The organism is Desulfosoma sp. (assembly GCA_037481875.1).
GTDB lineage: Bacteria > Desulfobacterota > Syntrophobacteria > Syntrophobacterales > DSM-9756 > Desulfosoma.
Map to the genome: position 1 here is coordinate 66,277 of JBBFKY010000011.1, position 24,321 is coordinate 90,597.

At 53.4% G+C, this 24,321-nt stretch carries 24 protein-coding genes; 15 read left to right on the forward strand and 9 right to left on the reverse strand.

The annotated features are described in order from the left end of the window. Window positions 1-224 precede the first annotated feature (224 nt). The 4 genes from pstC to pstB all read left to right on the forward strand — a co-directional run bounded on the left by pstC (window position 225) and on the right by pstB (window position 5,070). A complete protein-coding gene (pstC, locus tag WHS46_13115; GenBank protein MEJ5349615.1) occupies window positions 225-1,610 on the forward strand; it encodes a phosphate ABC transporter permease subunit PstC in 1,386 nt (461 codons plus the stop codon). Next, complete coding sequence (pstA, locus tag WHS46_13120) at window positions 1,603-2,907, forward strand: phosphate ABC transporter permease PstA (protein MEJ5349616.1); 1,305 nt, start codon at window positions 1,603-1,605, stop codon at window positions 2,905-2,907. Before pstC ends, pstA begins: the two co-directional genes overlap by 8 nt. A 111-nt stretch (window positions 2,908-3,018) precedes the next feature. Further along, on the forward strand, window positions 3,019-4,068 hold the full coding sequence (locus WHS46_13125; protein ID MEJ5349617.1) for a PstS family phosphate ABC transporter substrate-binding protein: 1,050 nt from the start codon (window positions 3,019-3,021) through the stop codon (window positions 4,066-4,068). Window positions 4,069-4,170: 102 nt separating this feature from the next. Further along, window positions 4,171-5,070 (forward strand): phosphate ABC transporter ATP-binding protein PstB, encoded by a 900-nt coding sequence (pstB, locus tag WHS46_13130; GenBank protein ID MEJ5349618.1) that lies wholly within the window; start codon window positions 4,171-4,173, stop codon window positions 5,068-5,070. Here pstB and WHS46_13135 read toward each other — a convergent pair. From WHS46_13135 to WHS46_13170, 8 genes are all read right to left on the reverse strand, one after another. Then, complete coding sequence (locus WHS46_13135; GenBank protein ID MEJ5349619.1) at window positions 5,051-5,803, reverse strand: ABC transporter ATP-binding protein; 753 nt, start codon at window positions 5,801-5,803, stop codon at window positions 5,051-5,053. The two genes, pstB and WHS46_13135, sit on opposite strands and share 20 nt — an antisense overlap. A gap of 5 nt (window positions 5,804-5,808) precedes the next feature. Then, a complete protein-coding gene (locus tag WHS46_13140; GenBank protein MEJ5349620.1) occupies window positions 5,809-6,558 on the reverse strand; it encodes an ABC transporter ATP-binding protein in 750 nt (249 codons plus the stop codon). Continuing rightward, window positions 6,555-7,505, reverse strand: coding sequence for a branched-chain amino acid ABC transporter permease (locus tag WHS46_13145; GenBank protein MEJ5349621.1), 951 nt, complete (start codon window positions 7,503-7,505; stop codon window positions 6,555-6,557). Before WHS46_13145 ends, WHS46_13140 begins: the two co-directional genes overlap by 4 nt. Beyond that, window positions 7,502-8,374: a branched-chain amino acid ABC transporter permease gene (locus WHS46_13150; GenBank protein MEJ5349622.1), complete on the reverse strand. Its 873-nt coding sequence runs from the start codon at window positions 8,372-8,374 to the stop codon at window positions 7,502-7,504. Before WHS46_13150 ends, WHS46_13145 begins: the two co-directional genes overlap by 4 nt. A 160-nt stretch (window positions 8,375-8,534) precedes the next feature. Then, entirely contained in the window at window positions 8,535-9,740 is a 1,206-nt protein-coding gene (locus tag WHS46_13155; protein MEJ5349623.1) for an ABC transporter substrate-binding protein, read from the reverse strand. A gap of 119 nt (window positions 9,741-9,859) precedes the next feature. Further along, entirely contained in the window at window positions 9,860-10,705 is an 846-nt protein-coding gene (locus tag WHS46_13160) for an MBL fold metallo-hydrolase (GenBank protein ID MEJ5349624.1), read from the reverse strand. 128 nt (window positions 10,706-10,833) lie between these two features. Next, complete coding sequence (locus WHS46_13165) at window positions 10,834-12,474, reverse strand: acyl-CoA synthetase (GenBank protein MEJ5349625.1); 1,641 nt, start codon at window positions 12,472-12,474, stop codon at window positions 10,834-10,836. Window positions 12,475-12,831: 357 nt separating this feature from the next. Further along, window positions 12,832-13,509, reverse strand: coding sequence for a CBS domain-containing protein (locus WHS46_13170; protein MEJ5349626.1), 678 nt, complete (start codon window positions 13,507-13,509; stop codon window positions 12,832-12,834). A gap of 198 nt (window positions 13,510-13,707) precedes the next feature. Between WHS46_13170 and WHS46_13175 the strand changes: the two genes are divergently transcribed. From WHS46_13175 to WHS46_13185, 3 genes are all read left to right on the forward strand, one after another. Beyond that, window positions 13,708-15,378 (forward strand): CTP synthase, encoded by a 1,671-nt coding sequence (locus tag WHS46_13175; GenBank protein MEJ5349627.1) that lies wholly within the window; start codon window positions 13,708-13,710, stop codon window positions 15,376-15,378. A gap of 33 nt (window positions 15,379-15,411) precedes the next feature. Further along, window positions 15,412-16,284 (forward strand): 3-deoxy-8-phosphooctulonate synthase, encoded by an 873-nt coding sequence (gene kdsA, locus WHS46_13180; GenBank protein ID MEJ5349628.1) that lies wholly within the window; start codon window positions 15,412-15,414, stop codon window positions 16,282-16,284. 354 nt (window positions 16,285-16,638) lie between these two features. Then, complete coding sequence (locus WHS46_13185; protein MEJ5349629.1) at window positions 16,639-17,178, forward strand: HAD-IIIA family hydrolase; 540 nt, start codon at window positions 16,639-16,641, stop codon at window positions 17,176-17,178. Here WHS46_13185 and WHS46_13190 read toward each other — a convergent pair. Then, the gene (locus WHS46_13190) at window positions 17,144-18,286 is read right to left on the reverse strand and encodes a geranylgeranyl reductase family protein (GenBank protein MEJ5349630.1); all 1,143 of its coding nucleotides are present in this window, start codon (window positions 18,284-18,286) and stop codon (window positions 17,144-17,146) included. The genes WHS46_13185 and WHS46_13190 overlap by 35 nt on opposite strands. Before the next feature lie 29 nt (window positions 18,287-18,315). Here WHS46_13190 and WHS46_13195 point away from each other — a divergent pair, with 29 nt between their 5' ends. From WHS46_13195 to rapZ, 8 genes are all read left to right on the forward strand, one after another. After that, window positions 18,316-18,672, forward strand: a complete 357-nt coding sequence (locus WHS46_13195; protein MEJ5349631.1) for a hypothetical protein — start codon at window positions 18,316-18,318, stop codon at window positions 18,670-18,672. After that, the gene (gene lptC, locus WHS46_13200) at window positions 18,669-19,256 is read left to right on the forward strand and encodes an LPS export ABC transporter periplasmic protein LptC (GenBank protein ID MEJ5349632.1); all 588 of its coding nucleotides are present in this window, start codon (window positions 18,669-18,671) and stop codon (window positions 19,254-19,256) included. Before WHS46_13195 ends, lptC begins: the two co-directional genes overlap by 4 nt. Beyond that, window positions 19,253-19,864: a lipopolysaccharide transport periplasmic protein LptA gene (gene lptA, locus WHS46_13205; GenBank protein ID MEJ5349633.1), complete on the forward strand. Its 612-nt coding sequence runs from the start codon at window positions 19,253-19,255 to the stop codon at window positions 19,862-19,864. Before lptC ends, lptA begins: the two co-directional genes overlap by 4 nt. Continuing rightward, window positions 19,861-20,595 (forward strand): LPS export ABC transporter ATP-binding protein, encoded by a 735-nt coding sequence (lptB, locus tag WHS46_13210; GenBank protein ID MEJ5349634.1) that lies wholly within the window; start codon window positions 19,861-19,863, stop codon window positions 20,593-20,595. The genes lptA and lptB overlap by 4 nt, the downstream gene beginning before the upstream one ends. A 15-nt stretch (window positions 20,596-20,610) precedes the next feature. Further along, window positions 20,611-22,062, forward strand: a complete 1,452-nt coding sequence (gene rpoN / locus WHS46_13215; protein ID MEJ5349635.1) for an RNA polymerase factor sigma-54 — start codon at window positions 20,611-20,613, stop codon at window positions 22,060-22,062. Window positions 22,063-22,119: 57 nt separating this feature from the next. Next, window positions 22,120-22,659, forward strand: coding sequence for a ribosome-associated translation inhibitor RaiA (gene raiA, locus WHS46_13220; protein ID MEJ5349636.1), 540 nt, complete (start codon window positions 22,120-22,122; stop codon window positions 22,657-22,659). A gap of 73 nt (window positions 22,660-22,732) precedes the next feature. After that, a complete protein-coding gene (locus tag WHS46_13225; GenBank protein MEJ5349637.1) occupies window positions 22,733-23,194 on the forward strand; it encodes a PTS sugar transporter subunit IIA in 462 nt (153 codons plus the stop codon). A gap of 240 nt (window positions 23,195-23,434) precedes the next feature. Continuing rightward, window positions 23,435-24,313 carry an RNase adapter RapZ gene (rapZ, locus tag WHS46_13230; protein ID MEJ5349638.1) on the forward strand — a complete coding sequence of 293 codons (879 nt, stop codon included), beginning with the start codon at window positions 23,435-23,437 and terminating at the stop codon, window positions 24,311-24,313. Window positions 24,314-24,321: the final 8 nt, after the last annotated feature.

Below are 24,321 nucleotides of genomic sequence, written 5' to 3' on the forward strand. Positions count from 1 at the left end.
GACGTTTGTGTGACACAGTTTTTTTCCCATGGAAAGCCTTGAGAATCGTCAGAGCTCCGTTCCTTAAAAGCACTGTAACATGATTGTCACATAGCGGTAACGTCGCGTTCACATGCTCTTCGTAAAGTCCCCGTGACATGAAAAAGGTTGTAGCTCAAAAGCTAAGAGTCAGGGATTCAAAAAACGGCGCTTTGTCAGGGCCCGAATGATCGAGAAAAGTTGCCATGTCTAGTTTGGTTGTCTTCTGTGTTCTACTTTTGAGTGCTACGGCGTACGCCCTGGGCCGTCGCCGTGCGCTTCGTCTCGTCGGCGGCGAAACTCATGCCAGACAGCTTGCCTCCAGGCCCCACTACTACGGCGTTTATCTGGCCATGTGGTGCGCTCTCCCCGCTCTGCTGATCTTCTTCCTTTGGATCTTGCTGGAACCTGTGCTGCTGGAACAGTGGGTCCTACGTCACCTTCCTGATTCTTACCAAGGGCTTTCTTCGGATCGTTTGAGTCTTGTGCTCAATGACATCAGAAATTTGGCCCAGGGGGGCATTGTTTCCGGGCAGGCCGACTCTGCCATTCAGGCGGCCGCGGAGCAGTATAAGAGGCTGCAGACTTTGGCGAGGACGGCCCTATGGACGGCTGTCCTGACCTTTGCGGGTCTTGGCGTCCAGATGGGGTATAGAAAAATCTCGGTTTCTTTTCGAGCGCGAAACCAAGTGGAAAAGGTTCTGCGTGTCTTTCTGATCTTGGCGTCTACCATCGCTGTTTTGACCACCGTGGGCATCATTTTTTCTGTTCTTTTTGAAGCCATGAGGTTTTTTCGTCTGGTGCCGTGGTGGGAATTTCTGTTGGGTCTTAAATGGAGCCCTCAGATGGCGATCCGCGCCGACCAGGTGGGAGCTTCCGGGGCTTTCGGCATGATCCCCGTCTTTACGGGAACCCTTCTCATTGCCGCCATTGCCATGGCCGTTGCCGTCCCTTTAGGGCTTCTTTCGGCTGTTTACCTCAGTGAATACGCCCCGAAAAAGGCGCGCGCCATTGTCAAGCCCATTTTGGAAATTTTGGCGGGGATTCCCACCGTGGTTTATGGCTTTTTCGCCGCCTTAACCGTTGGGCCTTCCATTCGGCGAGTCGGCGAAAGTCTAGGGCTTTCGGTGGCGTCGGAAAGTGCTCTGGCAGCGGGCTTGGTCATGGGGATCATGATTGTTCCTTTTATCTCCTCCTTGTCCGACGATGTGATCACAGCTGTCCCCAATGATCTTCGTGACGGGTCATTAGCTCTGGGGGCCACCCGTTCTGAAACCGTCAAGAAAGTGGTTCTTCCGGCGGCTTTGCCGGGCATTGTGGGAGGTGTGTTGCTGGGAATGTCCCGCGCCGTCGGCGAAACGATGATCGTCGTCATGGCGGCGGGCTTAGCCGCCAACCTGACCCTGAACCCTCTTTCGGCCGTGACGACGGTGACCGTGCAGATTGTCACCTTGCTTGTGGGGGATCAGGAATTCGACAGTCCCAAGACGCTGGCAGCCTTTGCCTTGGGCTTGGTTCTTTTTGTGGTGACCTTAATCCTCAACATCATCGCCTTGTACGTGGTTCGTAAGTATCGGGAGCAATATGAATAAACAAGTGACGTTGCCTTCTTCTGAATCCGTTTCGACCTCGTCTCGAACGGTAAAAATGGTGCAGGCCGGTCTGGCCAAACGTTACCGAGCGGAAAAAAGGTTTCGAACACTGGGGGCGGCCGCGGTGCTCTGTGCCTTAGCCTTTTTGGCTTTTATGTTTCTGGACATCCTTTCCAAGGGGTATACGGCCTTTCAGCGAACAGTTGTCTTGTTGGACATCTATGTGGACCCTGACGAGGTGCACGTGGGGAATCTGGATCGTGCCGATTACCAAGGTTTGGTGAAAAGGAGTCTTGAAAAGCTCTTTCCTGAAGTCGAAGGCAGGCAGCAAAAAAGGGAGCTCTTTAGCCTGGTCAGTACCGGAGCCGGAACGGTGGTGCGAGAAAAGGTCCTGGAAGACACATCGGTTATCGGCAAGACTCTTTCCCTCTGGGTTCCGGCCTCGGCGGATGTGGACATGGTGGTCAAGGGTCATGTGGATCGCCGACTTCCGGAATCGGAACGACGCCTGGGAGACCGAAGCCTTCAGTGGCTTCAGGTCCTGGAATCTCAAGGGCGTGTGGCGAAACATTGGAATATGGCGTTTTTTACTTCAGGAGATTCTCGAGAACCGGAACTGGCGGGTATTTTAGGAGCCACAGCGGGATCCTTTTACACCCTTTTGGTCACTTTGGCCCTGTCCTTTCCCATCGGCGTGGCGGCAGCCGTTTATTTGGAAGAATTTGCGCCTAAAAACCGCTGGACGGACATCCTCGAGGTCAACATCAACAACCTGGCGGCCGTCCCTTCCATTGTCTTTGGACTTCTCGGCCTCGCCGTTTTTCTCTCCTTTTTCGGTCTCCCACGATCTTCTCCCTTGGTGGGTGGCCTTGTGCTGACCCTTATGACCTTACCGACCATTATCATTGCCGGGCGAGCTTCTCTTCAGGCCGTGCCTCCATCCATTCGGGATGCGGCTTTGAGTGTCGGGGCTTCGCCCATGCAAGCCGTCTTTCACCATGTGTTGCCTTTGGCTCTTCCAGGCATGCTCACGGGAACCATCATCGGCATGGCGAGAGCTCTAGGGGAAACCGCGCCTTTGCTCATGGTGGGAATGGTTGCTTTTGTTGTGGATATTCCTCGAAGATTCACCGACCCAGCCACCGTCCTTCCTGTCCAAATCTATCTGTGGGCGGACAGTGCCGAACGTGCCTTTGTCGAAAGGACCTCGGCTGCCATCTTGGTGCTGCTGGCGTTCCTGATCGTCATGAATGCGACGGCGGTCTATTTGAGGAACCGATTTGAACGGCGTTGGTGAACAAAGAAAGGAGGTGTCTTTTTATCGGATGGCAAACATCTCAGGGACATGAAAGAAACGAGCGTCTGTGAAAGAAATCAACTTAACAAAAATTTCAAGGAGAGTCGCACCATGAAACGTTTATTTTGCTCAGTCGTCGCCCTTTCAATGCTTTTTGTATTTCAGACGCCCTCGAGTGCTCAAGCTCGGGATTATATCTTCATCGTGGGATCGTCCACCGTTTATCCTTTTTCCACAACAGTGGCAGAAAAGTTTGGAAAGGCTTATGGATTCAAGACGCCCAAGGTGGAATCCACGGGAACCGGCGGTGGTTTTAAGCTCTTTTGCGCAGGGGTTGGGGTGGAACACCCCGATATCAGCAACGCATCCCGGGCCATTAAAAAGTCAGAATTGGAAACATGTGCCCAAAATGGAGTGAAGGAAATCGTTGAGGTCAAGATCGGTTATGACGGCATTGTTTTGGCCAATAGCAAGAAAGCTCCGGTGATGAAGCTGTCTCGAAAGGACATCTTTTTGGCCTTGGCAGCCGAAATTCCAGATCCCAAAGGCGGAGGCGCCATGGTGAAAAACCCGCACAAGACCTGGAAAGACGTGAATCCTTCCCTGCCGGACAAGAAGATTGAGGTCCTTGGACCTCCTCCTACCTCTGGAACTCGAGACGCTTTCCTAGAATTGGCCATGGAAGAAGGAGCGTCCGAGATCGAATCCATGAAAGCCTTGAAGAAAACCGATGAAAAAGCTTTCAGAAAGGCTGTGCACAGCCTTCGAGAAGATGGTGCCTGGATTGATGCCGGGGAAAACGACAACCTTATCGTCCAAAAGCTTTTATCTAACCCGGATGCGGTCGGTGTTTTCGGGTTCAGTTTCCTGGATCAGAACACGGACAAGATTCAAGGAGCCGAAGTAGACGGTGTAGCTCCTACTTTTGAAACCATCTCCGCCCAAAAATACACCCTCTCAAGGCCCCTCTTCTTCTATGTCAAGAAAGCTCATGTGGGCAGCATTCCCGGCATTAAAGAATTTGTTCAGGAATTCACCGATGACAAAGCTTGGGGACCCCAAGGGTACTTGGCCGACAAAGGCTTGATTCCACTTCCGGAAAGTGAAAGGGCTTCCATGAGGGAAGCGGCCCGTGCGATGAAACCCTTGGCCATGCAATGATCCTTTAAATTTTCCAGGTAAACCGAGTGAGTGCAAGGGTCGTGGCTTTTCGGCCCTTGCACGCGGCTTTCATCCTTGTTGGAATATGCTATGGAAACGGTCATGGATGCTTTTGTGAATACGAAAAGTTTCAAGATTTTGAAGGACCCGAGGCAGGGGGATCATGTGGTGGCCGGAGATGATGATAAGAAGGAAAAAGAGCCTCTAAAGCCTTCCACAGCTACGGTGGGAGATATCCATGTGGCTGATCCTCGCATGACGTGCCGCCATGTGAACGTCTTCTACGGGGAAAAGAGAGCCATTCGGGATGTTTCCATAGACATCGGCCGAAACGAGGTGCTGGCCATGATCGGTCCTTCTGGATGCGGCAAGTCCACGTTTCTTCGATGCCTGAACCGCATGAACGACACCATCGAAGGGTGCCGTGTCACAGGGACGATTACCCTGGATGGGCAGGACATTTACGATCCGGCCTTGGACGTGGTCCTTCTGCGCGCTCAGGTGGGTATGGTTTTTCAAAAGCCGAACCCCTTTCCCAAGTCCATCTACGACAATGTGGCGTACGGTCCCAAAATTCATGGCCTGGCCCAAAGTCGGGAAGAACTGGATGAAATTGTAGAAACATCCCTTCGCAAAGCCGGCTTGTGGGAAGAAGTCAAAGATCGACTGCATCAGTCGGGAACCAGCCTTTCGGGAGGGCAACAACAGAGGCTGTGCATTGCCCGGGCCATTGCGGTGAATCCCGAAGTGATTTTAATGGATGAGCCTTGCTCGGCTTTGGATCCCATTGCTACGGGACGCATTGAAGACCTGATGCACGAGCTGCGCGCCCAGTACAGCATCGTCATTGTGACTCACTCCATGCAGCAGGCGGCTCGAGTGTCCCAACGGACGGCCTTTTTTCATATGGGGGATCTGATTGAAGTAGGACCCACGGACCGCATCTTTACGCGACCTTGCCACAAACTGACAGAAGATTACATCACGGGGCGCTTTGGCTAGTTTCTTGAGAGTTGCCGAAAAGAATCTGAATCACATGGTGGTGGCGCAAAATTTCCGGACCCGGACCCGTCAAGGTTACGGATCCATCTTCAATAAGGAAAGCCACGTCGGCTACACGTAAAATGCGACGGACGTGCTGCCCGGCGATGAGCAAGGTCAGACCGCTTTTTCGCAATTTTTGAAAGGCGCTGCAGAAACGCCGCACCACCTTTGGGCTCAGCCCCAGAAAAGGATCGTCCAAGAGCAAGAGTCGAGCCCCGGCCATAAGGCCTCGGCCAAGCACGACCATGCGTTTTTCTCCACCGCTTAAAGCTCCGGCCCTCTGACGTTTTTTTTCCTCCAGTTCCGGAAAAAGACAAAACACCAATCGAAGTTTTTCGTCCAAACGTCGGCGATGCAGATACCCCCCCACCTCCAAATTTTCCAGCACGGACATTTCCGCAAAAACACTCATGCCTTCCGGAACATAAACAAGACCTAGGGCGACGATGTCGGCTACGTCCAAGGTTTCGATTCGTTTTCCATCGTAGACGATCTCGCCGAGAACAGGTCGAATGATCCCGGCCACACACTTTAAAATAGTCGTTTTTCCTGCTCCGTTAGGTCCGACCATGGCGACGATTTGCTGAGACCACACACTGAAGGAGACATCCTGAAGCACCGGTGTGGATCCGATCCAGGCACTTAGGTTCTGCACCTGAAGTAAAGGTGTTCTCTTTTCTTCGGCCGACATACCCATCACGCCTCTTCGGGTGCTTCCCGTTCGCCCAGATAGGCCGATAGAACTTCCGGATGGTGGAGCACTTCGTGGGGAGAACCTTCAACGATTTTTTCCCCTTGATCCAAGGCTACCAAGCGATCCGAGACTCGGGCCGTAAGGTTCAAGAAATGATCCACCAGGACAATGGTCATGCCGCGTTCACGCAAGGAAAGAACCAGTTGAGCCGCCTGATTGACGGCATAAGGGCTGAGTCCTGCAGCAATTTCATCCAAAAGAAGCAAGGAAGGGCGGGTGGCCAAGGCACGAGCCACTTCCAGGCGCCGCTGTTCGGAAAGGGTCAGTTCCTTTCCAAGCGTGTGTCTTTTTTCTTCCAACCCCACCAAACAAAGCCATTCCAGCGCCGCATCTCGGTCCGAAACGGGAGGCTCGCTTTTCGCAAAGCCCTTTCCGAACCACATGGCGATAAGCACGTTCTCTTCCGCGGTCATTTCCGGAAAGGGACGCGCAATTTGAAACGTCCGGGCAATGCCGGCTTGACACACACGATAAGGAGCCCATCCGGTGATGGGCCGTCCCATGAAGATCACATCGCCCGAAGAAGCTTGCACCAGGCCGCAGACCACGTTGAAGAGGGTTGTTTTTCCTGCTCCGTTTGGGCCGATGAGGCTGACGATTTCGCCTTCATGCACGGCAAAGCTGACATCCTTTAAAACGGTGCGCGTGCCGAAACGCACCACCAGGTGATGGATTTCCAGAACACGTTTCATCGGCTCCACGATCCCAAACCCTTTGGAAAGAAAAGCACGGCAGCGACTATCACCAGGCCGTAAATCGCCGCATGGCCCGCGGGCAGGACGGGATGCAAAACGAACTGGTCCAGTGGGTAAAGAAAAAGGGCGCCGAGGACAGGGCCATACCAGCGAAAACGGCCTCCGAGAATGGAAAGCACTAGGGGCAAAGCTGAGAAGTGGGCACTGAAAACAAGGGCCGGCTCCACAAACCCATGCAGATGCGCGTAAAGACCGCCGCACAAGCCTGTGAGAACGGCGCTGAGAGTCATGGCGGTCCAACGCAGACGATGCACGGGAACTCCAAGGACTCCTGCCGCCTGTTCATCTTCTCGAATCGCTCGCAAGGCCCAGCCCCAACGGGAATGGATGGCCTTGTGATGAAGCCAGGTTCCGGCGAGAAGCACGCCTAAGAGGGCGTAGTACTGCGCCCTCATATTGGCGCCCAGGTCCAAGGTGCTTCCTGCCAATCGAATCGCAGGTAAAGGCGCAATACCTACCAGGCCCATGGACCCGAAAGTGATCGATTCCCAATTGTCCGCGATAACTTTGGGGATTTCTACGGAAGCCAGGGTCACAAGGGCGAAAGTGGCACCACGCAGGTTTCGAAAAACAGCCGCGCACAGAGCGCCGTAAATCCCGGCGCTCAAGGCGGCTGCCGAAAGAGTCCAGACAAGGTTGGAATGTCCGTAATGATCCATGAGGGCCACACCGTAGGCACCGAGCCCAAAATAGGCGGCGTGGCCCAAAGAAATAAGGCCGGTTAAAGCCGTTAGGTTCCAGGCCATGGACATGACGGCATAAAGAAAAGCCAGGCTCAAAACGCGGCAGACAAGGGTTTCGTGCGGCGTGATAGCAGGCCACACTGCCAGCACCAAAACAACGGCCCAAAAGAGAATGAAGGAAGGAAAGAGCGTTCTTTTCACAATTCCGGGGCCGACCTTTTCCCCACCAGCAGTCCGTGAGGTTTCCACAACAGCAAAACGATGAGAATCAGAGCACTGACCAATTCGCGCCAGTTCGTCCCCAAAACCAGCGAAGCCCCTGATTCTAAAGCCGCCAGGACACAGGCTCCAAGTAGAAGACTTCGCACATGCCCGACACCGGCAAAAATGGTGATCACAATGGCGATGAGGGTCGCTTCCATGCCTCCGGCCGGATGCAGATAGGCCAAGCGTCCAAAGATCGGCCCGGCAAGGCCGATGAGCAGACCTCCGATGGCAAAAGCCACCTTTTTCATGCGGCGCACATGAATTCCTGCCAGCATGGCCGCTTCCCGCTCTTGAATGGTGGCTCGCAAAGCCTTGCCCAAATAAGTCCGATGCAACATCAAAAAGACGCCGGCTGTGGCTGCGGAAGACAGCACAAAACTCCAAAGGTGCGTGGACGTGACCGTGGTGCCGGGAAAAGGCGAAAAAACGGTGTCTTCAAAAGAAGGGATCAAGCGGTAGTCGGCACTGAAGAGAAACAGCATAATGTTCTGGGCAATGAGGGCGATGCCGAAGGTCATGACCAGAGAATTCAATTCATAAGGTTCCCCTACCTTGTTCAGCACCTGATGTATGCCGATGAGCACCAGGCTGAGACACAGCATGCAGACGGGAAGGGTCATCCAAAAGGCCCAGCCGAACCCCTTCATCAGGCCATAGGCAATATAGCCGCTTAAAACAATCAATTCTCCATGGGCGAGATTAAAGGCGTGGGTGACACCAAAGATCAGGGAAAACCCTAAAGCCGTCAAAGTGTAAAAGAAACCGAGTGATAAAACTCCGATCAAGAATTGCACCCACATCATCTCTGCCTATCGTGTATAAGGCCGGCCACTCGGGAGCTCGCTCCTCAGGGACGAAAGGAACTCTTTTCCTGGAAAGGCGTGCCTTTGGCCCGCCATGGATGCGGGCGGGACGCCCGCTCTTTTGGGAGACCAATGCCTTTCCTCATTGTCGGACAGACCTCTAACGCACCGGCATTGTCATAGGAATCCAGGAACCTTGAGCGCGTTGTGCCGGATATATGGGCACAAGGCGCCCGTTTTGAATTTGGATGACGAGCTGCTGATAATGCAGGGGATCCCCCTTGTAGTCAAACTGCACGCGACCCATGGGCAATGTGATGTCGGTGTTTCTCAGCGCTTCCGCAATATGAGGGCCGTTCAAAGGAAGGCCGCGAGCCGACACGGCCTGCATGGCCTCAAGAAGCACTCGAGCCGAAGTGTAGCCGTGCATGACGGTGGAGGTGGGATCCCGGCCGTATCGCTTTCTAAATTTTTCCGTAAAGCGCTTGGATTCCTCTTCCGTTCCCGTAAGTGGAAAATCCGGCAGCCAAGCGCTCAGTCCCAAAAGGTGTTCGGCTGCCGGCCCCATCTGTTCGATGAACTCCGGGTACGCCACGCCCCAAGGGCCGATGTAAGCGGTCAGAGGAACGTTTTGTTCCCGAATCTGGCGCACTAGGATCAAATGGTCGGCAAAAAAGGCGGCACTGACAAGAACGTCCGCTTGCAGGGAGCGCATTTTGAGAAGAAATGGGGAAAAATCGGGGGTTCCAGGACGAAACTTTTCCACCAAGACCAGCTCTAAGCTTGAACCTCGTAGGCACTGAAAGAGGGTTTGAGAAAACTCCGTAGCTCCTGGCGTCGCGGCATGGAGAATCGCCACCCTTTTACCTGGCAAGACTTCGGGCAGGAATCGACATAAAGGTTCCGTGATTCCGTCCAAATGGGAGATGCGAAAGAAGAAGGGATTTTTGCCGCGAACGGTGAGGTCTTTTTGAAGGCTTGCCGAAGCGACGTATGGCACCTGAGCCTTGGAAGCCAGCTGACTGATAGGACCGACCAGAGAATCCACATAGCCACCCGTCAGAGCCGTTACCTTTTCCCGATAGATCAGATCCTGAACCTGATTGATGGCCGTTTCCGGATGACTTTGGTCGTCTCTGGAAAGCAACTGAACAGGACGTCCTTTGATCCCTCCGCTTTCGTTGATTTCTTGCACAGCGGATTCAATGCCGCTAAGGATTTCCTGACCGTGATTGCCAAGTTTTCCCGTAAGCGGGTTCACGGCTCCAAGGCGCACGGCATCCTGAGAAGACCAAACGGCTTGGACGGCCGTGAGCCCCACCATCCATGAAAACACACACACAAAGACCAGCCGTGCACACCACATGGCCCCTCCTCCCTCCTGAATGCTTCAAGCAGCCTTGACGCTATGTTTTGCGCGCGAACCCGCATGTCCACCATATGCCATGGGACCGGAAGGGGCAAGATGGTTATGTGTTGTTGATTTCAATCCGCCACTTCAAGCACATAGCCGACCGGGGCGAAAGCGAAACGGGATCCAAATTCCGCCGCAAGTCTGGCGATAGGCTCCTGTCCGGTACAGTGACTGACCGCTAGAATCTGAACATCAAATCTTTTAAGGGCTTCAATGGTCTTGTCCAACTGGTCCATGGGCGAAAAGCCCAAATGGGTACCCCCAAGAACCGCATAGATGCGGCTTTCCCCCGTTTGGCTTGTCAAATGATCCAAAATGTTGATCAAACCCGCATGGGCACAGCCGAGAAGGACCACCAGCCCTTTGGGGGTTTTGAGCGCCATGGAATAATCGTCGCGAAACGGATCCGATGTCCAGCCGCCGTTGGCGCGAATGACAAACTTGGGATCTCCGGTTTCAAAATCGGTCTGTCGAGGGACCTGTCCGGACACAAAGACGTTGGGAGCGATTTCCGCAAAGGATTCCACCCACTGAAATTGAGCGCCTCGTGTCGTCAGATAGGCTTCTTTCCAGGGCAATCCAATGGAGACAGGTTTTTCCACAGGACCTACCGGCATGTAGCGGAACCTTTCCAAGAGCACGTCCGGATGAGCCACCACGGGACAGGGCCCTCGCACTCCAAGAAAGGCCAGCATACCTCCCGTGTGGTCAAAATGGCCGTGGCTGAGCACCAGCTTGTCCACCTTGGAAAGATCCTTTTTGAGGCGAAGGGAATTTTGGATCAAACCGAACCCTTGGCCTGTGTCAAAGAGCAGCGTCGCTTCGGGGCTTTCCACGTAGGCCGCAAAGCCGTGTTCTCCAATAAGCCCCGGCACGGGAACGGTGTTTTCACACAGCACGGTGACTCGATATCCCATGGCCCACTCCTTTCCTGCCTTGAAAGCCCGCCCTTGAATGGTTTGCATTGCTTAATAATATAGCTCAAATGAATGAGGCGGCACAGAGCCCATGCCGCCTCATCGGTTCTTGAAACCTTCTCGGTTTCTTATTTCCTCAACATGCGCCTGAGAAGTTTTCCGGTGGGCGTTCTCGGCAAGCTGTCCACATATTCCACCAGACGTGGCAGCTTGTAGACGGCAATGTGCTGCTTAAGGAATTCCTTAAGTTCCTCAAAGAACGCGTCCCCACCTTCATAGCCGGGTTTAAGAACGATAAACGCCTTGGTCACCTGGCCTTTTTCCGGATCGGGCACACCGATGACACCACAATCCGCCACAGCCGGATGCTTAAGGATGGCTTCTTCCACTTCGGCAGGGCCGATGCGGTAGCCGGAACTCTTGATCATGTCGTCTTCACGGGACACGAAGAAGATATTACCGTCTTCGCGCATGTACACCGCATCACCCATCTGGTTCCAGCCGTTCTTCACACCCTTTTGCTGGGATTTGAGAAGGCGTTCGCCGTCCACATAAGGCTTCCAGTACAAAGTGCCCGAGGGTCCTTTGATGATCATGCTGCCCACTTCATTGGGCTTGCAATCGTTCCAGTCGGCATCCACAACGCGCACGAGGACACCGGGAAGAGCTTTCCCGATGGAATTGGGTACAGGTTCGGGGTTCAGTGTGTTGGATGTGAGCAGATGAAGCATTTCGGTACCGCCGAGACCTTCCCAGATGGGCTGACCCGTGAGCTTCGTCCATCCTTCCAAGGTTTCGGCGCCCAAAGCATCGCCGCCGGAAGTGCACAGCCGAACGCTGCTGAAGTCGTATTTCTTGAAGTCCGGGAACTTCATCAAAGCTCGGTAAGCCGTAGGAAGCCCCGTGAGCACGGTGATCTTGTGCTTTTCGATAAGCTCCATCATGTCGGCTGGAGCGAATTTAGGCAGAAGCGAAATACCGGCGCCGCCTTCAAAGGGAATCAGCGTGAAGGTCCCAAAGCCGGCGGCAAAGGAAACCGGAGCCGCTCCACCCAGAATATCTCCCGGCTTCAAATTGTATACGTATTTATTGACCAGACGGGATTCAATAATCACCGGCCGAACGAAATGCACGCAGCCCTTGGGCATGCCTGTAGTGCCTGAAGTGTAAAGAATGACTCCAATGTCATCGGCTTTGAGCATGGTCGCTTCCAGCTCAGGCGATCCCTGCTGAAGCATTTCTTCATAGACCAGATTCCCCTGAGCCTTCACCTCATCGGGATTCCCGCCGATGACAATGACTTTTGTGCCATAGTCAAAATCCGGCTTGGCCTCCTCCACAGGGCCCATGAGTGGCGCGTTGACCACAAAATACTTCATCTCCGCATTGTTGACCACAAAGGCCACTTCCTCCTTGGACCACAAGGGTGAGGTGGGAATGGGAATGGCCCCGATCTTTTCAATGGCAAAGATGGTCACAAGGGCCTGAGGGGAATTGACCAGGCGAATACCGACGCGGTCCTGAGGTTCAACGCCGGCAGCCTTCAAGGCGTTGCCGAACTTGTTAACCATCTGTTGAAGCTGGGCGTAAGTGATCGACTTATCCATGAACTTGATGGCAATGTTGTCTCCCCGCCCCTCTCGTACATGCCTGTCCAGCAGATAGTCGGCAAGATTCAGCTCCATGGGAGTGTCGGCAAATTCTTCCGGCACGATGTATTCGGGCCATGTGTCTTTTGGGGGGAGATAATCTTCCGGGATCTTCGCCATGCTCATTCCTCCTTGACCTGCTCGTTGGACATGGATGCCCGCAGCGCTTCATCGCCGGGCATCAAGTCATCGTTCCTGAAACATGGATTCGCGTTACGCATCACCTCCTTTAACGAAGCCATCTGATTGCTGAGCGTGAAAAAACCTGACCGCCACATACTGGTGGAGAGTTCCTGAAACAGCGATATTGGAAACGGCGGTAGAACCCTGAAGAGAAGGAGCGTGAAGAGGGAGGGATCAGGAGACTGAGGAGATATCCGCGTGAAATCCGCCACACCCTTTTGGGTTCATGGCTTAACCGTGGTGCTTCAGATTGTGGGTTTTACCTGCCTTGAGTGTCCTTGGGCAGACTTGGAGTCACATCTCTGCCGAAACCACTTCGATGCCTTCCTCCTTCAAGGATCCGAGAATGGGTTCCATGGAACACTTCTTGAGGCGAAAGGAATAGACGGCCTCGTGGGCCTCCGTGGGCTTTACATGACAGACACTAATAATTTCAGCCCCTTTGTCCTGAAGCAATCGCGTTACACTGTCCAAGGACTGTTGAGGACTCACCAGCCTCACATCCAGCCTGCTTGAACTTTGCATTAATCCAAGCATGGAAATGAAAGCCGATAACATATCCACAACCGTGATGACCCCGACAAGCTTTTGACCATCTACGACAGGCAAACCGCCGATGCGGTTCTCCAGAGCCAATTGTGCGGCCCTTTCCAGGGAATCCTCCGCGCTGACCGTAATGGGTCTTCGGACCATGACATCTTCCACGGAAAGCTCTTCCAGCATGGAAGCAATGAGCACACTGCGCAGATCCGCATCGGTCACCCAGCCCACCAAGGTGCCGTTCGCCTCCACCACGGGAAGATGACGAATGGAATGGCGTTTCATAAGCTTGAGCGCATCCTGAATGGACGCCTCTTTGGTGGTGGTTACCACTTTTGTGGTCATCCAATGGCGAACGATCATTGCCGGAACCTGCCGATCGGTACGAGACGACGTGCTGATCAATGTATTGTACGCTGCGGTGGCGGGCATACCCCAACCGAGGGCCCCTTCGCACAAAAGCCTAAGAAAACTGCCTCAGGATTGCAAGAGAAAAATCGTACATGGTTGGCAAGGAGTCCAAAAGTCCGTGCGTTGACTTGAGACACTCTTCCGCTATACTGGCTTTCGGTGCGAAAAGAACATCTTGACCGGGACGATCCGTTGTCAAAAAGAGAAAGGATCAAGGTTTTGAGAGACCCCAAGTACATCTTTATTACCGGAGGAGTTTTATCCTCCCTGGGCAAGGGGCTGGCGGCCGCTTCCATCGGCGCGCTTATGGAAAGCCGAGGTCTTCGTGTCACGTTGCAGAAGTTGGACCCTTACATCAACGTGGATCCCGGCACCATGAATCCCTTTCAGCACGGCGAAGTGTACGTCACCGACGACGGGGCCGAAACAGACCTGGATTTGGGTCATTATGAGCGCTTCACCCATGCGCGCATGACCAAGCGCAACAACTACACCTCAGGCAGCATCTACTACAGTGTGATCACCAAGGAACGACGAGGGGAGTACTTGGGCGGAACCGTTCAGGTGATTCCGCATGTGACAGACGAAATCAAGGCATGTATTCGCCAGGTGGCCGATGGGGTGGATCTGGTCATCGTGGAAATCGGTGGAACCGTTGGGGATATTGAAAGTTTGCCTTTTTTGGAAGCCATTCGCCAATTTCGCATTGATGTGGGCCGGGAAAACGCTCTCTACATTCATGTAACCTTGGTCCCTTACGTGAAGGCTGCGGGTGAAGTGAAAACCAAACCCACGCAGCACAGTGTCAAGGAACTGCGGGGCATCGGTATTCAGCCGGATATTTTGTTGTGTCGCACAGAATTTCCCCTTTCTAAAGAAATCAAGGCCAAGATCGGCCATTTTTGTAATGTGGAACCGGACGCCGTCATTACCGCTAAAGATGTGGAATGCATTTATGAGGTGCCCTTATGCTTTCACGAGGAAGGGCTTGATGAAAAGATTCTCAAAAAACTCAATATTTGGACTCGAGCTCCTCAACTGGACGACTGGAGGGATCTCATTCGGCGCATGAAAAACCCGTCTCGAGAAGTGACCATCGCCATTGTGGGGAAATACATTGATCTGCGAGAATCCTACAAGAGCCTCAATGAGGCTTTGGCGCATGGTGGGGCGGCCAATGATGCCCGTGTGCACCTGCAGTACGTGGATTCAGAAAACGTGGAACGAACAGGCGGGGAGGCTTTATTGCAGCAGGCTGACGGTATCTTGGTGCCCGGAGGCTTTGGAATGCGAGGGATCGAAGGAAAGATCAAGGCGATTCATTATGCTCGGGAACACAGGGTGCCCTTCTTTGGAATCTGTCTTGGCATGCAGATGGCCGTGGTGGAGTTTGCTCGGCATGTGGCGGGCTTGGAAGGGGCGCACAGCATGGAAATCGACAAACACACGCCGCACCCTGTCATCTTTCTTATGCGGGAATGGTTCGACTACAAGAACAATCGGCTGGTTCATCGGAACGAAGACTCCGATTTGGGAGGCACCATGCGGCTCGGGGCCTATCCGTGCCTCTTGGAGCCGGGCAGTTTTGCTTATGAAGCCTACCGAAAGGTGGAAATCTCGGAAAGACATCGGCACCGCTACGAGTTCAACAATGAGTATCGGGAGATTTTAGGCAACGCCGGTTTGCGTTTTACGGGGTTGTCGCCGGACCGGAACTTGGTTGAAATTATCGAGCTGCCGGATCACCCGTGGTTTTTGGGTTGTCAATTTCACCCGGAATTCAAATCCAGACCCATGGATCCTCATCCGTTGTTCAAGGCGTTTGTGAAAAAGGCTTTGGAGTTTTCGGAAGAGAAAAAGAGTGAAGCGAGCGAAACGGCTGTTCCGTGAGCGGGTTTGCGGCCGCAAGGAGAGTGATTCCCCGTGCATGATTCCGTGTCTCCCATTTGGATTCAAGGGCAGCCCTTTGGTAAAGAGCGACTCTTCGTCATAGCGGGACCATGCGTCTTGGAAAGCGAAGGTCTGGCTGTGCGTGTGGCTGCCACCATGGCCCGTATCTGCCGTGAATTGGACATTCCCTATATTTTCAAGAGCTCCTATGACAAGGCAAATCGCACCTCCATTGAATCCTATCGCGGCCCCGGACTCGTGGAAGGCCTTAGGATTCTTCATCAAGTGCGGTCTCAGGTGGGAGTGCCTGTGATCACGGACGTGCATGCCGTGGATGAAGCCGCTTCGGCGGCCCAAGTGGTTGATGTGTTGCAGATTCCTGCTTTCCTGGCTCGACAGACGGACTTGGTGGTGGCGGCGGCCAAGACGGGAAAACCTATCAATCTCAAAAAAGCCCAATTTCTAGCCCCTTGGGACATGTTTCAGGTGGTTCGAAAGGCGGAAAGTGCGGGAAATCGCCAGATTTTTATTACGGAACGAGGCACCTGCTTTGGCTACAACACCTTGGTGGTGGATATGCGTTCGGTAAGCCTTCTCAGCCGTTCGCCCTACCCCCTTGTTTTTGACGCCACCCATAGTGTGCAAATCCCCGGAGGCCAAGGGACTGCCTCCGGGGGAGAACGCCGTTTTGTGGAAAGTTTGGCTCGAGCGGCTGTGGCGGCAGGCGCGGACGGCATCTTCATGGAAGTCCATGAGGATCCGGACAGGGCGCTTTGTGACGGTCCCAATTCCGTTCCCCTGAATGAGGTCTTTGCCATTTTGAAGGCGCTCAAGGACGTGTACGAAACCACTCGAAGGCATCCTTTTCGGCTTCAAGATGCGCCTCTTTTTGCACAGAGGCCGTGAAAGTTCCAAAGACGCTTGAAGATGCCCTGTGGCCGATGGAAAAACTTGGAAGGGGCACCCTTTGGCACTGATGGTTCTAGGTGTCTGCACGAAAAACTGGAATGAGCCGTTCCAGGCCATGATGCAGGGGCGCGCCGCGCCGTTCCTCTACGTCTCAAACCCTTTGTTCTGTTGGGAGCGCGGGCGACTCGCCTGCAAAATGAGCGGGCCGCAAGCCCGTGACCCCAAGAAAAGATGGAGTGCCAGGCTTGAAGGGACGACGCCTCGGCCCTACCTGGAAATGCCGTGAAACACCTTGGTGTTGCGAGTACTCGAAGATGCTTTCAAGTGAACCAGCCGGTGAGGGACACGATCGTGAATGAAGAACTCAAAAATCGAATTCTTGCCGTGCGCTTGGTGATCTTTGATGTGGACGGCGTGCTTACCGACGGCGGGATTACCATCCATGATGATGGGTCCGAATCCAAAACTTTTGACGTGAAAGACGGGCATGGCATGAAACTGCTTCAGCGCGCAGGTCTTCAGATCGCGCTGATTTCCGGACGTTATTGCGCCGCCGTGGAACACAGGGCCAAAGGGCTGGGGATTGAACACGTGTACCAAGGAATTCATCGCAAATTGGATGCTTACGACAAGATCAAAACATCCACCGGCCTGGAAGACCACCGGATAGCTTACGTGGGAGACGATCTTATCGATGTTCCTGTCATGCGCCGTGTGGGTTTGGCGGTGTGTGTTCAGGACGCCGTGGAGCATGTCAAACCCTTTGCGCATTATGTCACCCAAAGACCAGGGGGGAGAGGGGCGGCGCGGGAAGTCTGCGAGATGATTCTCAAAGTGCAAGGCCTTTGGGAAACCGTCACCTCCCGTTATTTCCAAGAAGACCAAAGCTGAACCGCTTGAGCAAAAAGTGCTTGTAGGTGGTTTCGCCCAAAGGGATTCCTAGAAATTCCTGAGCCCAGAGCCTTTTTCTGGCAAAAAGATGAACAAAAAAACCGGGAAATCGATAAACCCATTTGGCAAAAAAAGCCGCGTACCGAAGATTGTCCCCCAAGACGCGAAGACACCGGCTACGGTAAACCTGATGCAAGGGGCGTTGCAGCAAGCCTTGAAGCGCATCGGCGATGGTTTCCGAGGCCAGCTGTCCCGAACGCATGGCGTAGTAAATTCCTTCACCTGAGAAGGCTTCTCCAAAACCGCCCGCGTCTCCGGCGTAAAGGATTCGATGGGTGCCTAGAACGGAAGCAATGCCGGGACATGGAATGATACTGCCCCGGTAAGAAGCGCTCTCTGAATCTTTGAACTTTCGCAGAAAATCAAGAAAGGCCTTTCTCGTGGAAAAAGTCCCGGTATGCAAACCTCCGACCCCGATGGAAAAGCCGTCCTGCAGCGGAAAAACCCAGCCGTACCCCATGGGGTAAGCATCGAAATAAAATTCCAGAAAATTTTCATTGCGCGAAGAAGGGTGCTTTAGGGACGAAAGCGCTTCCCGTCGAGTCACGGCCTTCCAGCGCTTTCGTTTGCTTGCCGGGCCTTGAGAACGTCGGTTCAAGACTCCCGAGGCGCCATAAGCCACGATGACATATCGGCTGCGGTAGTGCCCTCGATTGGTCTTCACCGTCACGTAATGTTGGGATTCTTCGAGGTCCAGGACTTTTTCACCCATGTGGAGGTCGGCGCCGGCTTCCAGGGCTTTTTCCACCAAAAACGTATCGAAGGTTTCCCGACGTACCAGCACGGCGATGGGTTGAGATCGTCGAGCCTCCAAAACCCTGGAGCCGTGGTGTGCTCGAATGCCGTAAACATAACTTTCTCGGACGGAAGCCGGCAAAGGAAAATCCAACGTTTTGACGCCATTCATGGATAGGGCGCCTCCGCAGGGTTTTTCCCGAGGAAATCGCTCTTTGTCAAAACAAAGGGTTGTGAGGCCACGCTGCGCCGCTTTGCGTGCGGCGCAAGATCCAGCGGGTCCGGCTCCGATAACGACACAGTCCGCAATCATTCTCATCCCTTTGCAACGTGAAAGATTCTATGCTGACTTTTCTGGGACAAGCTTTTCATGGAGCATGTCCAAAAATGCATTTTCCCTCGAAGTGCGGGCGTTTCACCGACATCAAGAACAGGCCGAAGGCGCACGCTTCCAGGAAAAGAAATGGTTTCAGGTTCCTAGAGACTGTCCGAGAACGCACAATGCCCGGCGCGTCGCCCCTGGGTGGAAAAGGCATTCGCCGCACCGATGATTTTGCATTTTCGGACAAGCTCCTAAAGGCAAAAAACGGGCCTGTCAATGCTTGGCTGTTAGGCATGATTCTTTACAGTGCGAAAGAGCGCGTGTTAAATAACTTGAGGCATTTGATGGAAGCGGGAAAGGAGCCGGGCGCATCATGAAGAAAAGTGCCAAGGTGATTCCTTGGCTTTTTATGGCGATGGCCGTGGTCCTCACGGTTTTTGTCTTCCAGGCTTTTTTCACAGCGCCGAAGGAAAAAAAGACGGAGCAAGCCCCCGTTGCTTCCACCGTGGATGCGGATATTCGGTTGACGGACATGGATTACACGGAGGTGCAGGAAGGCAAGCCCAAATGGCGTCTCAAAGCCCAGGAGGCCAAATACTACGAAGGGGAACAAAAGACGCTTCTGACGGGGGTGACTTTTACATTGTTTTTGGAAGACCAGCGAGAAGTGCTGCTGGTAAGCGACCATGGGCTTCTTTACGCGGGCCGTAAAGACATCGAATTGTGGGGAAACGTCACGGCCCGTGTGCCTCAAGGTTATGAAGTCCACTGCGACAAGGTCCTTTATCAACATGGAGCCCAAAACATAGAATCCCGCTCCCCTGTGCGGCTGACAGGCCCGCAACTGGACCTAGAGGGCCGACAGTGGCACTATGACCTGGCATCGTCAACCGTCCTTGTGGAAGGAAATGTAAAGGCTTTGGTGCGAGGATTTTTTGGAGCGAGCACTGGAGGATCATGAAGGAACAAAGACCAACGTCAAGAAAACCCTTGGACTTGAAGCGGATTAAAGATGGGTTTCGATTCGGCGTCTCGGTGGGCCTTGCTGTATGGCTCCTGGCGCTTGCTACCGGTCTTCTTGCCCAAAGCCAATCCCCCCTACCTTCACGTTCAGGACGTGAGGCCGCCGCTCCCATTCATATTGCCAGTGATCGTATGACGGCCGATCAGAAGAGTCGCTCGGTGGTTTTTGAAGGCCATGTGACGGTGCAGCAGGGTGCCATGACCATCACGGCGCAAAAGCTCACTGTTTACGGCGTGGAAAAAGAAAAGGGTTCCACGACAAAATCGGGTACAGTGACAGGGGATCAGATCGATCGCATTGAAGTCGAGGGCAATGTGGTCATTTCCGAAGGGGATCGAGTCGCCACGGCCCAAAAGGCTGTCTTGTATAATCAAGAGCAAAAGATTGTGCTCATGGGGGAACCGGAGCTCGTGCAAGGTAAGGACAGGGTTCAAGGCGACCTCATCACGCTCTACCTGCAAGAGCAAAGAAGTGTGGTGGAAGGCCGATCGGGAAAGCCCGTTCAGGCGGTCTTTCACCCCAAGGAATCACCACAGAAACCATGACGACGGCAGGACGAGTTCTTCGAACGGACAGGTTGGTGAAGCAATATGGTGGGCGTGTGGTTGTGGATCACGTGACCTTGGAGGTATGCCAAGGTGAGGTGGTGGGGTTGTTGGGCCCTAACGGGGCAGGAAAATCCACGACCTTTTACAGTGTTATCGGCATTATTCGACCGGACTCCGGAGCCGTTTATCTGGATGGGGAGGATATCGGACGTGATCCCATGTACCTGAGGGCCCGGAAAGGGATCACCTATCTGCCCCAAGAGCCTTCCGTGTTCCGCAAACTGACGGTGGAGGAGAACCTGCTGGCCGTGATGGAAACCCTTAAGATGGGTCGAGAGGAACGCAGGCAACGTCTGAGAGAGTTGCTGCGGGAACTTCGCATCGACCATCTGGGGCGAAGCCGAGCGGACAGGCTTTCGGGAGGAGAAAGGCGTCGGTTGGAGATCTGCCGAGCTTTGGTGACACAGCCCAGCTTCATTTTGTTGGACGAACCCTTTGCGGGCATCGATCCCATTGCCGTCGTGGAGATTCAAGGGTTGATACGGTCCTTAAGAGACCGAGGGATCGGCGTTTTGATTTCCGATCACAATGTGCGAGAGACTCTGAGAGTATGCGATCGAGCTTACATCATGCATGAGGGAAGAATACTCGAACAGGGTCCTCCCCACGTGATCGCGCAAAGCGAACTGGCTCGCAGAACCTACCTCGGGCAAGAATTCAGCCTTTAGGAACGGGAAGACGGTATGGCCTTGGAACTCAAGCAACACATGAAACTTACGCAGCAACTGATTATCACGCCTCAGTTGCAACAAGCCATCAAACTCCTGCAATTGTCTCGATTAGAACTGTTGGAGACCATTCAGCAGGAGTTGGAGGTCAACCCGGTTCTGGAGGAGGTGGCGGAAGGCCTGGAAGAGGTTGGGGTCAAGGACGAAGTGGAGCCGGAGGCGGTTCGGGTTGAGGAGCGCTATGACGAGGTGGAGATCACGGAAAAGGTTCGGGATGATTTCGATTGGGAAAGCTTCCTGGCCGACTACAGCACCTACACGCCGGTGACCAATGAAAGAGACCCTAATCAGGAACAACCTTCCTTTGAGCAGCGATTGACCTCAAAGCCTTCCCTGGAAGACCACCTCATGTGGCAGTTGTGCCTTTCGGATTTCACTGAAGAAGAACGCGAAATCGCCATACAGATCATCGGAAACCTCAGTTCCGACGGCTACCTTTTGGCCGGCCTCGATGAAATCGCCCATCTCACAGGGACCTCGATAGACCGCGTGGAAGCGGTGCTCACAAAGGTTCAGTCCTTTGACCCTCCAGGTGTGGCCGCCCGCACGCTTCAGGAATGCCTGCTCATTCAAGCGCGCAGCCTGGATGTGCGCAACAGCTTGGTGGAAACGATCATCGAACAGTATTTGCCTTATTTGGAGAACAAGAACTATCAGGGATTGATGAAAGTCTTGCGGCGTTCCAAAGAGGAAGTTCAGGCGGCCGTGGAAATTATTATGAGCTTGGATCCCAAGCCGGGTCGAGCGTATAGCGATGAAGATGTGCATTATGTGAGCCCGGACATCTATGTCATCAAGGTGGACGACGATTTCGTGGTGGTGCTCAATGAAGACGGCATGCCTAAGTTGCGGGTGAATCCCTATTACAAGGAAGCCTTGCGCGGGGATTCGGCGATTCCTGACGAGGCCAAGGAATACATTCAAGGCAAACTTCGTTCCGCGGCTTGGTTGATCAAGAGTATACACCAACGTCAACGCACTTTGTACAAAGTGGCTCAAAGTATTGTCAACTTTCAGAGGGAATTTTTTGAAAAGGGTATTGCCTATCTTAAGCCCATGGTTTTAAGGGACGTGGCAGAGGATGTGGGCATGCATGAATCGACTATCAGTAGGGTTACCACCAATAAGTACATGCACACGCCTCAGGGGATTTTTGAGTTGAAATATTTCTTTAACAGTTCCATAAACAGTGTGGTGGGTGAGGCGGTGGCTTCGGAAAGTGTCAAGGAACGCATCCGTCGATTGATTCGAGACGAAGATCCTGCCAATCCCTACAGCGACAAGGACTTGGTGGATCTCTTGAAGAAGGAAAATATTCGCATTGCAAGACGAACGGTGGCCAAATACCGGGAAATGCTCGGCATTCTTCCTTCACACAAGAGAAAACGCGTGCTCTGGGGCGCGTGACCCAGCCCTTCCGTTGAGGGCTCAATGTGCACATGAACGGCGATAAGGAGTAGATCTATGCAGATCAATGTGGCGTTTCGGCACACGGAAACTTCGGACACGTTAAGAAAATACGCCGAAGAAAAGGTTTCCAGAATCAAGAAGTATTTGGAAGAACCCATTGAAGCCAATGTCGTGCTACAAGTGGAAAAATTTCGACATATTGCCGATGTGACTGTGGAATCCAACGGCCTTCGTATCAATGCCAGAGAAGAGACGGAAGATATGTACGCCGCCATTGATATGGTGGTGGATAAATTGGAAGGGCAGATCAAAAAACATAAAGAAAAACTTCGAAATCGAAAATCCAACGCGGCTGAAAGATCGCAGCGGCTCATGATGAACATTTTGGAATGGCCTTCTGAAGAAGCTTCCGAGCCGCGGGTGGTGACAACGCAGCAAATTTATGCGAAACCCATGGACGTGGATGAAGCGGTCATGCAGCTCAATTTGTCCAACGGCGATTTTTTGGTGTTCACCAATCGTGCCACCATGAGTGTCAATGTGTTGTATCGCCGCAAGGACGGCAATTATGGACTGATCGAGCCTGTGCAATGATCCACAGTGGAGAAGGTTGGAAGAACGGTCCCGGGAAAGGGACACGGCACCAAGGGAGGATCCCGAAGGGTTGATGAAGATCGCGGATATCTTGCCCAAAGAGGCGATTATCGCCGAACTGGAAGCCAGGACCAAAAGAGAGGTTTTGGAGGAACTTACGGACGCACTGTTGCGTCACAAGCCTCAGTTGGATCGACATCGCCTGCTCGAGGTGCTTCTTGAGCGGGAAAAACTGGGGAGCACGGGCATCGGCGAAGGAATCGCCATCCCTCATGGAAAAATCGAAAACCTGGATCAATTGGTGGTCTCTTTCGGTAAGTCCACGCGAGGGATCGATTTCGAATCCATGGACGGCAAGCCTGCACATCTTTTCTTTCTTTTGGTGGCGCCGGAAAACTGTGCAGGAACCCATCTTAGAGCCTTGGCAAGGATCGCACGGTTCTTAAAAAGTGCCACCGTACGACGCCGTTTGGGTTTGGCGGCTACACAAGAAGAGATCTTCAGCATCATTCAGCAGGAAGACGACGATTTTTAGGCAGCAAGGGATGGTGGTTGTGAGGGGAGTTGGGGAAGGCTCGACTCCCCCTTTTCTTTCTCTCGAAGCAAGACTTGGTCGTCACCTCATCTGGCAACACCACGGAGTGTTCTGAGACGGAGCCGGCTTGGCCGTGGCTTTTTGGTTCAACCCGTGTTGAAATAGCTCACGAGCCCGCGACGGCACATAAGCTCGCCGAGTATCTCGTTCACCGATCACAATGGGTAAGGGGAAGGAAGGATGCCGAAAAGGGAAACCCACCTGGTTATCGTCACCGGTCTTTCCGGCTCGGGGAAAAGTACCGCCATCAAGGCTTTTGAGGACATCGGCTATTTTTGCATTGACAATCTGCCGGTTCCCTTGTTGCCAAACTTTTTGGAACTCTGTGAAAAGGACAAGCCGGACCTCAAAAAGGTGGCCCTGGGCATCGATATTCGAGGCCGAAGTTTTCTTCGGGACTGTGACCGGCTCTTGGAGGCCGTGGAAGCCTTGGGCTACGCTTTGGAAATTCTCTTTTTTGAAGCCTCCACCGAAGTGCTTCAAAGGCGTTTCAGCCAAACACGACGCCAGCACCCCATCGGCGATCAAGAGTCTCGTTTGGTGGCCGCCATTCAAAAGGAACGCGAGGAACTGGGCTTCCTCAGAGCCCGCGCCACGCGCATCATCGATACCAGCGATTTTTCCGTGCATCAATTAAAGGCCTTGATCAATCGAACCTTTTCTTTGGTCAGTGATCGAGAGAGACTGAGCGTTCAAGTCTTGTCGTTTGGTTTCAAATACGGTTTGCCCATGGAGGCGGAGCTGGTCATGGATGTGCGGTTTTTGCCCAACCCTTATTTTGTGGATCATTTGCGGCCTTTAAGCGGGTGCGAAGCACCCGTACGGGACTGGGTTTTAAGTCACGGGGAAGCCGTGCAGTTCTTGGACGAATACACGGCCCTTGTCCTCAAACTGCTCCCTCACTATGTGGCGGAGGGAAAGCGCTATCTCACATTGGCCGTGGGCTGTACGGGCGGAAAACACCGATCGGTGGTGATTGCTGAGCGCCTTGCTGACAGGGTTCGTGAAGCAGGTTATTATACCGTGTTATTTCATCGCGACGTCCATTTGGAAAGCTGAACGTTCTT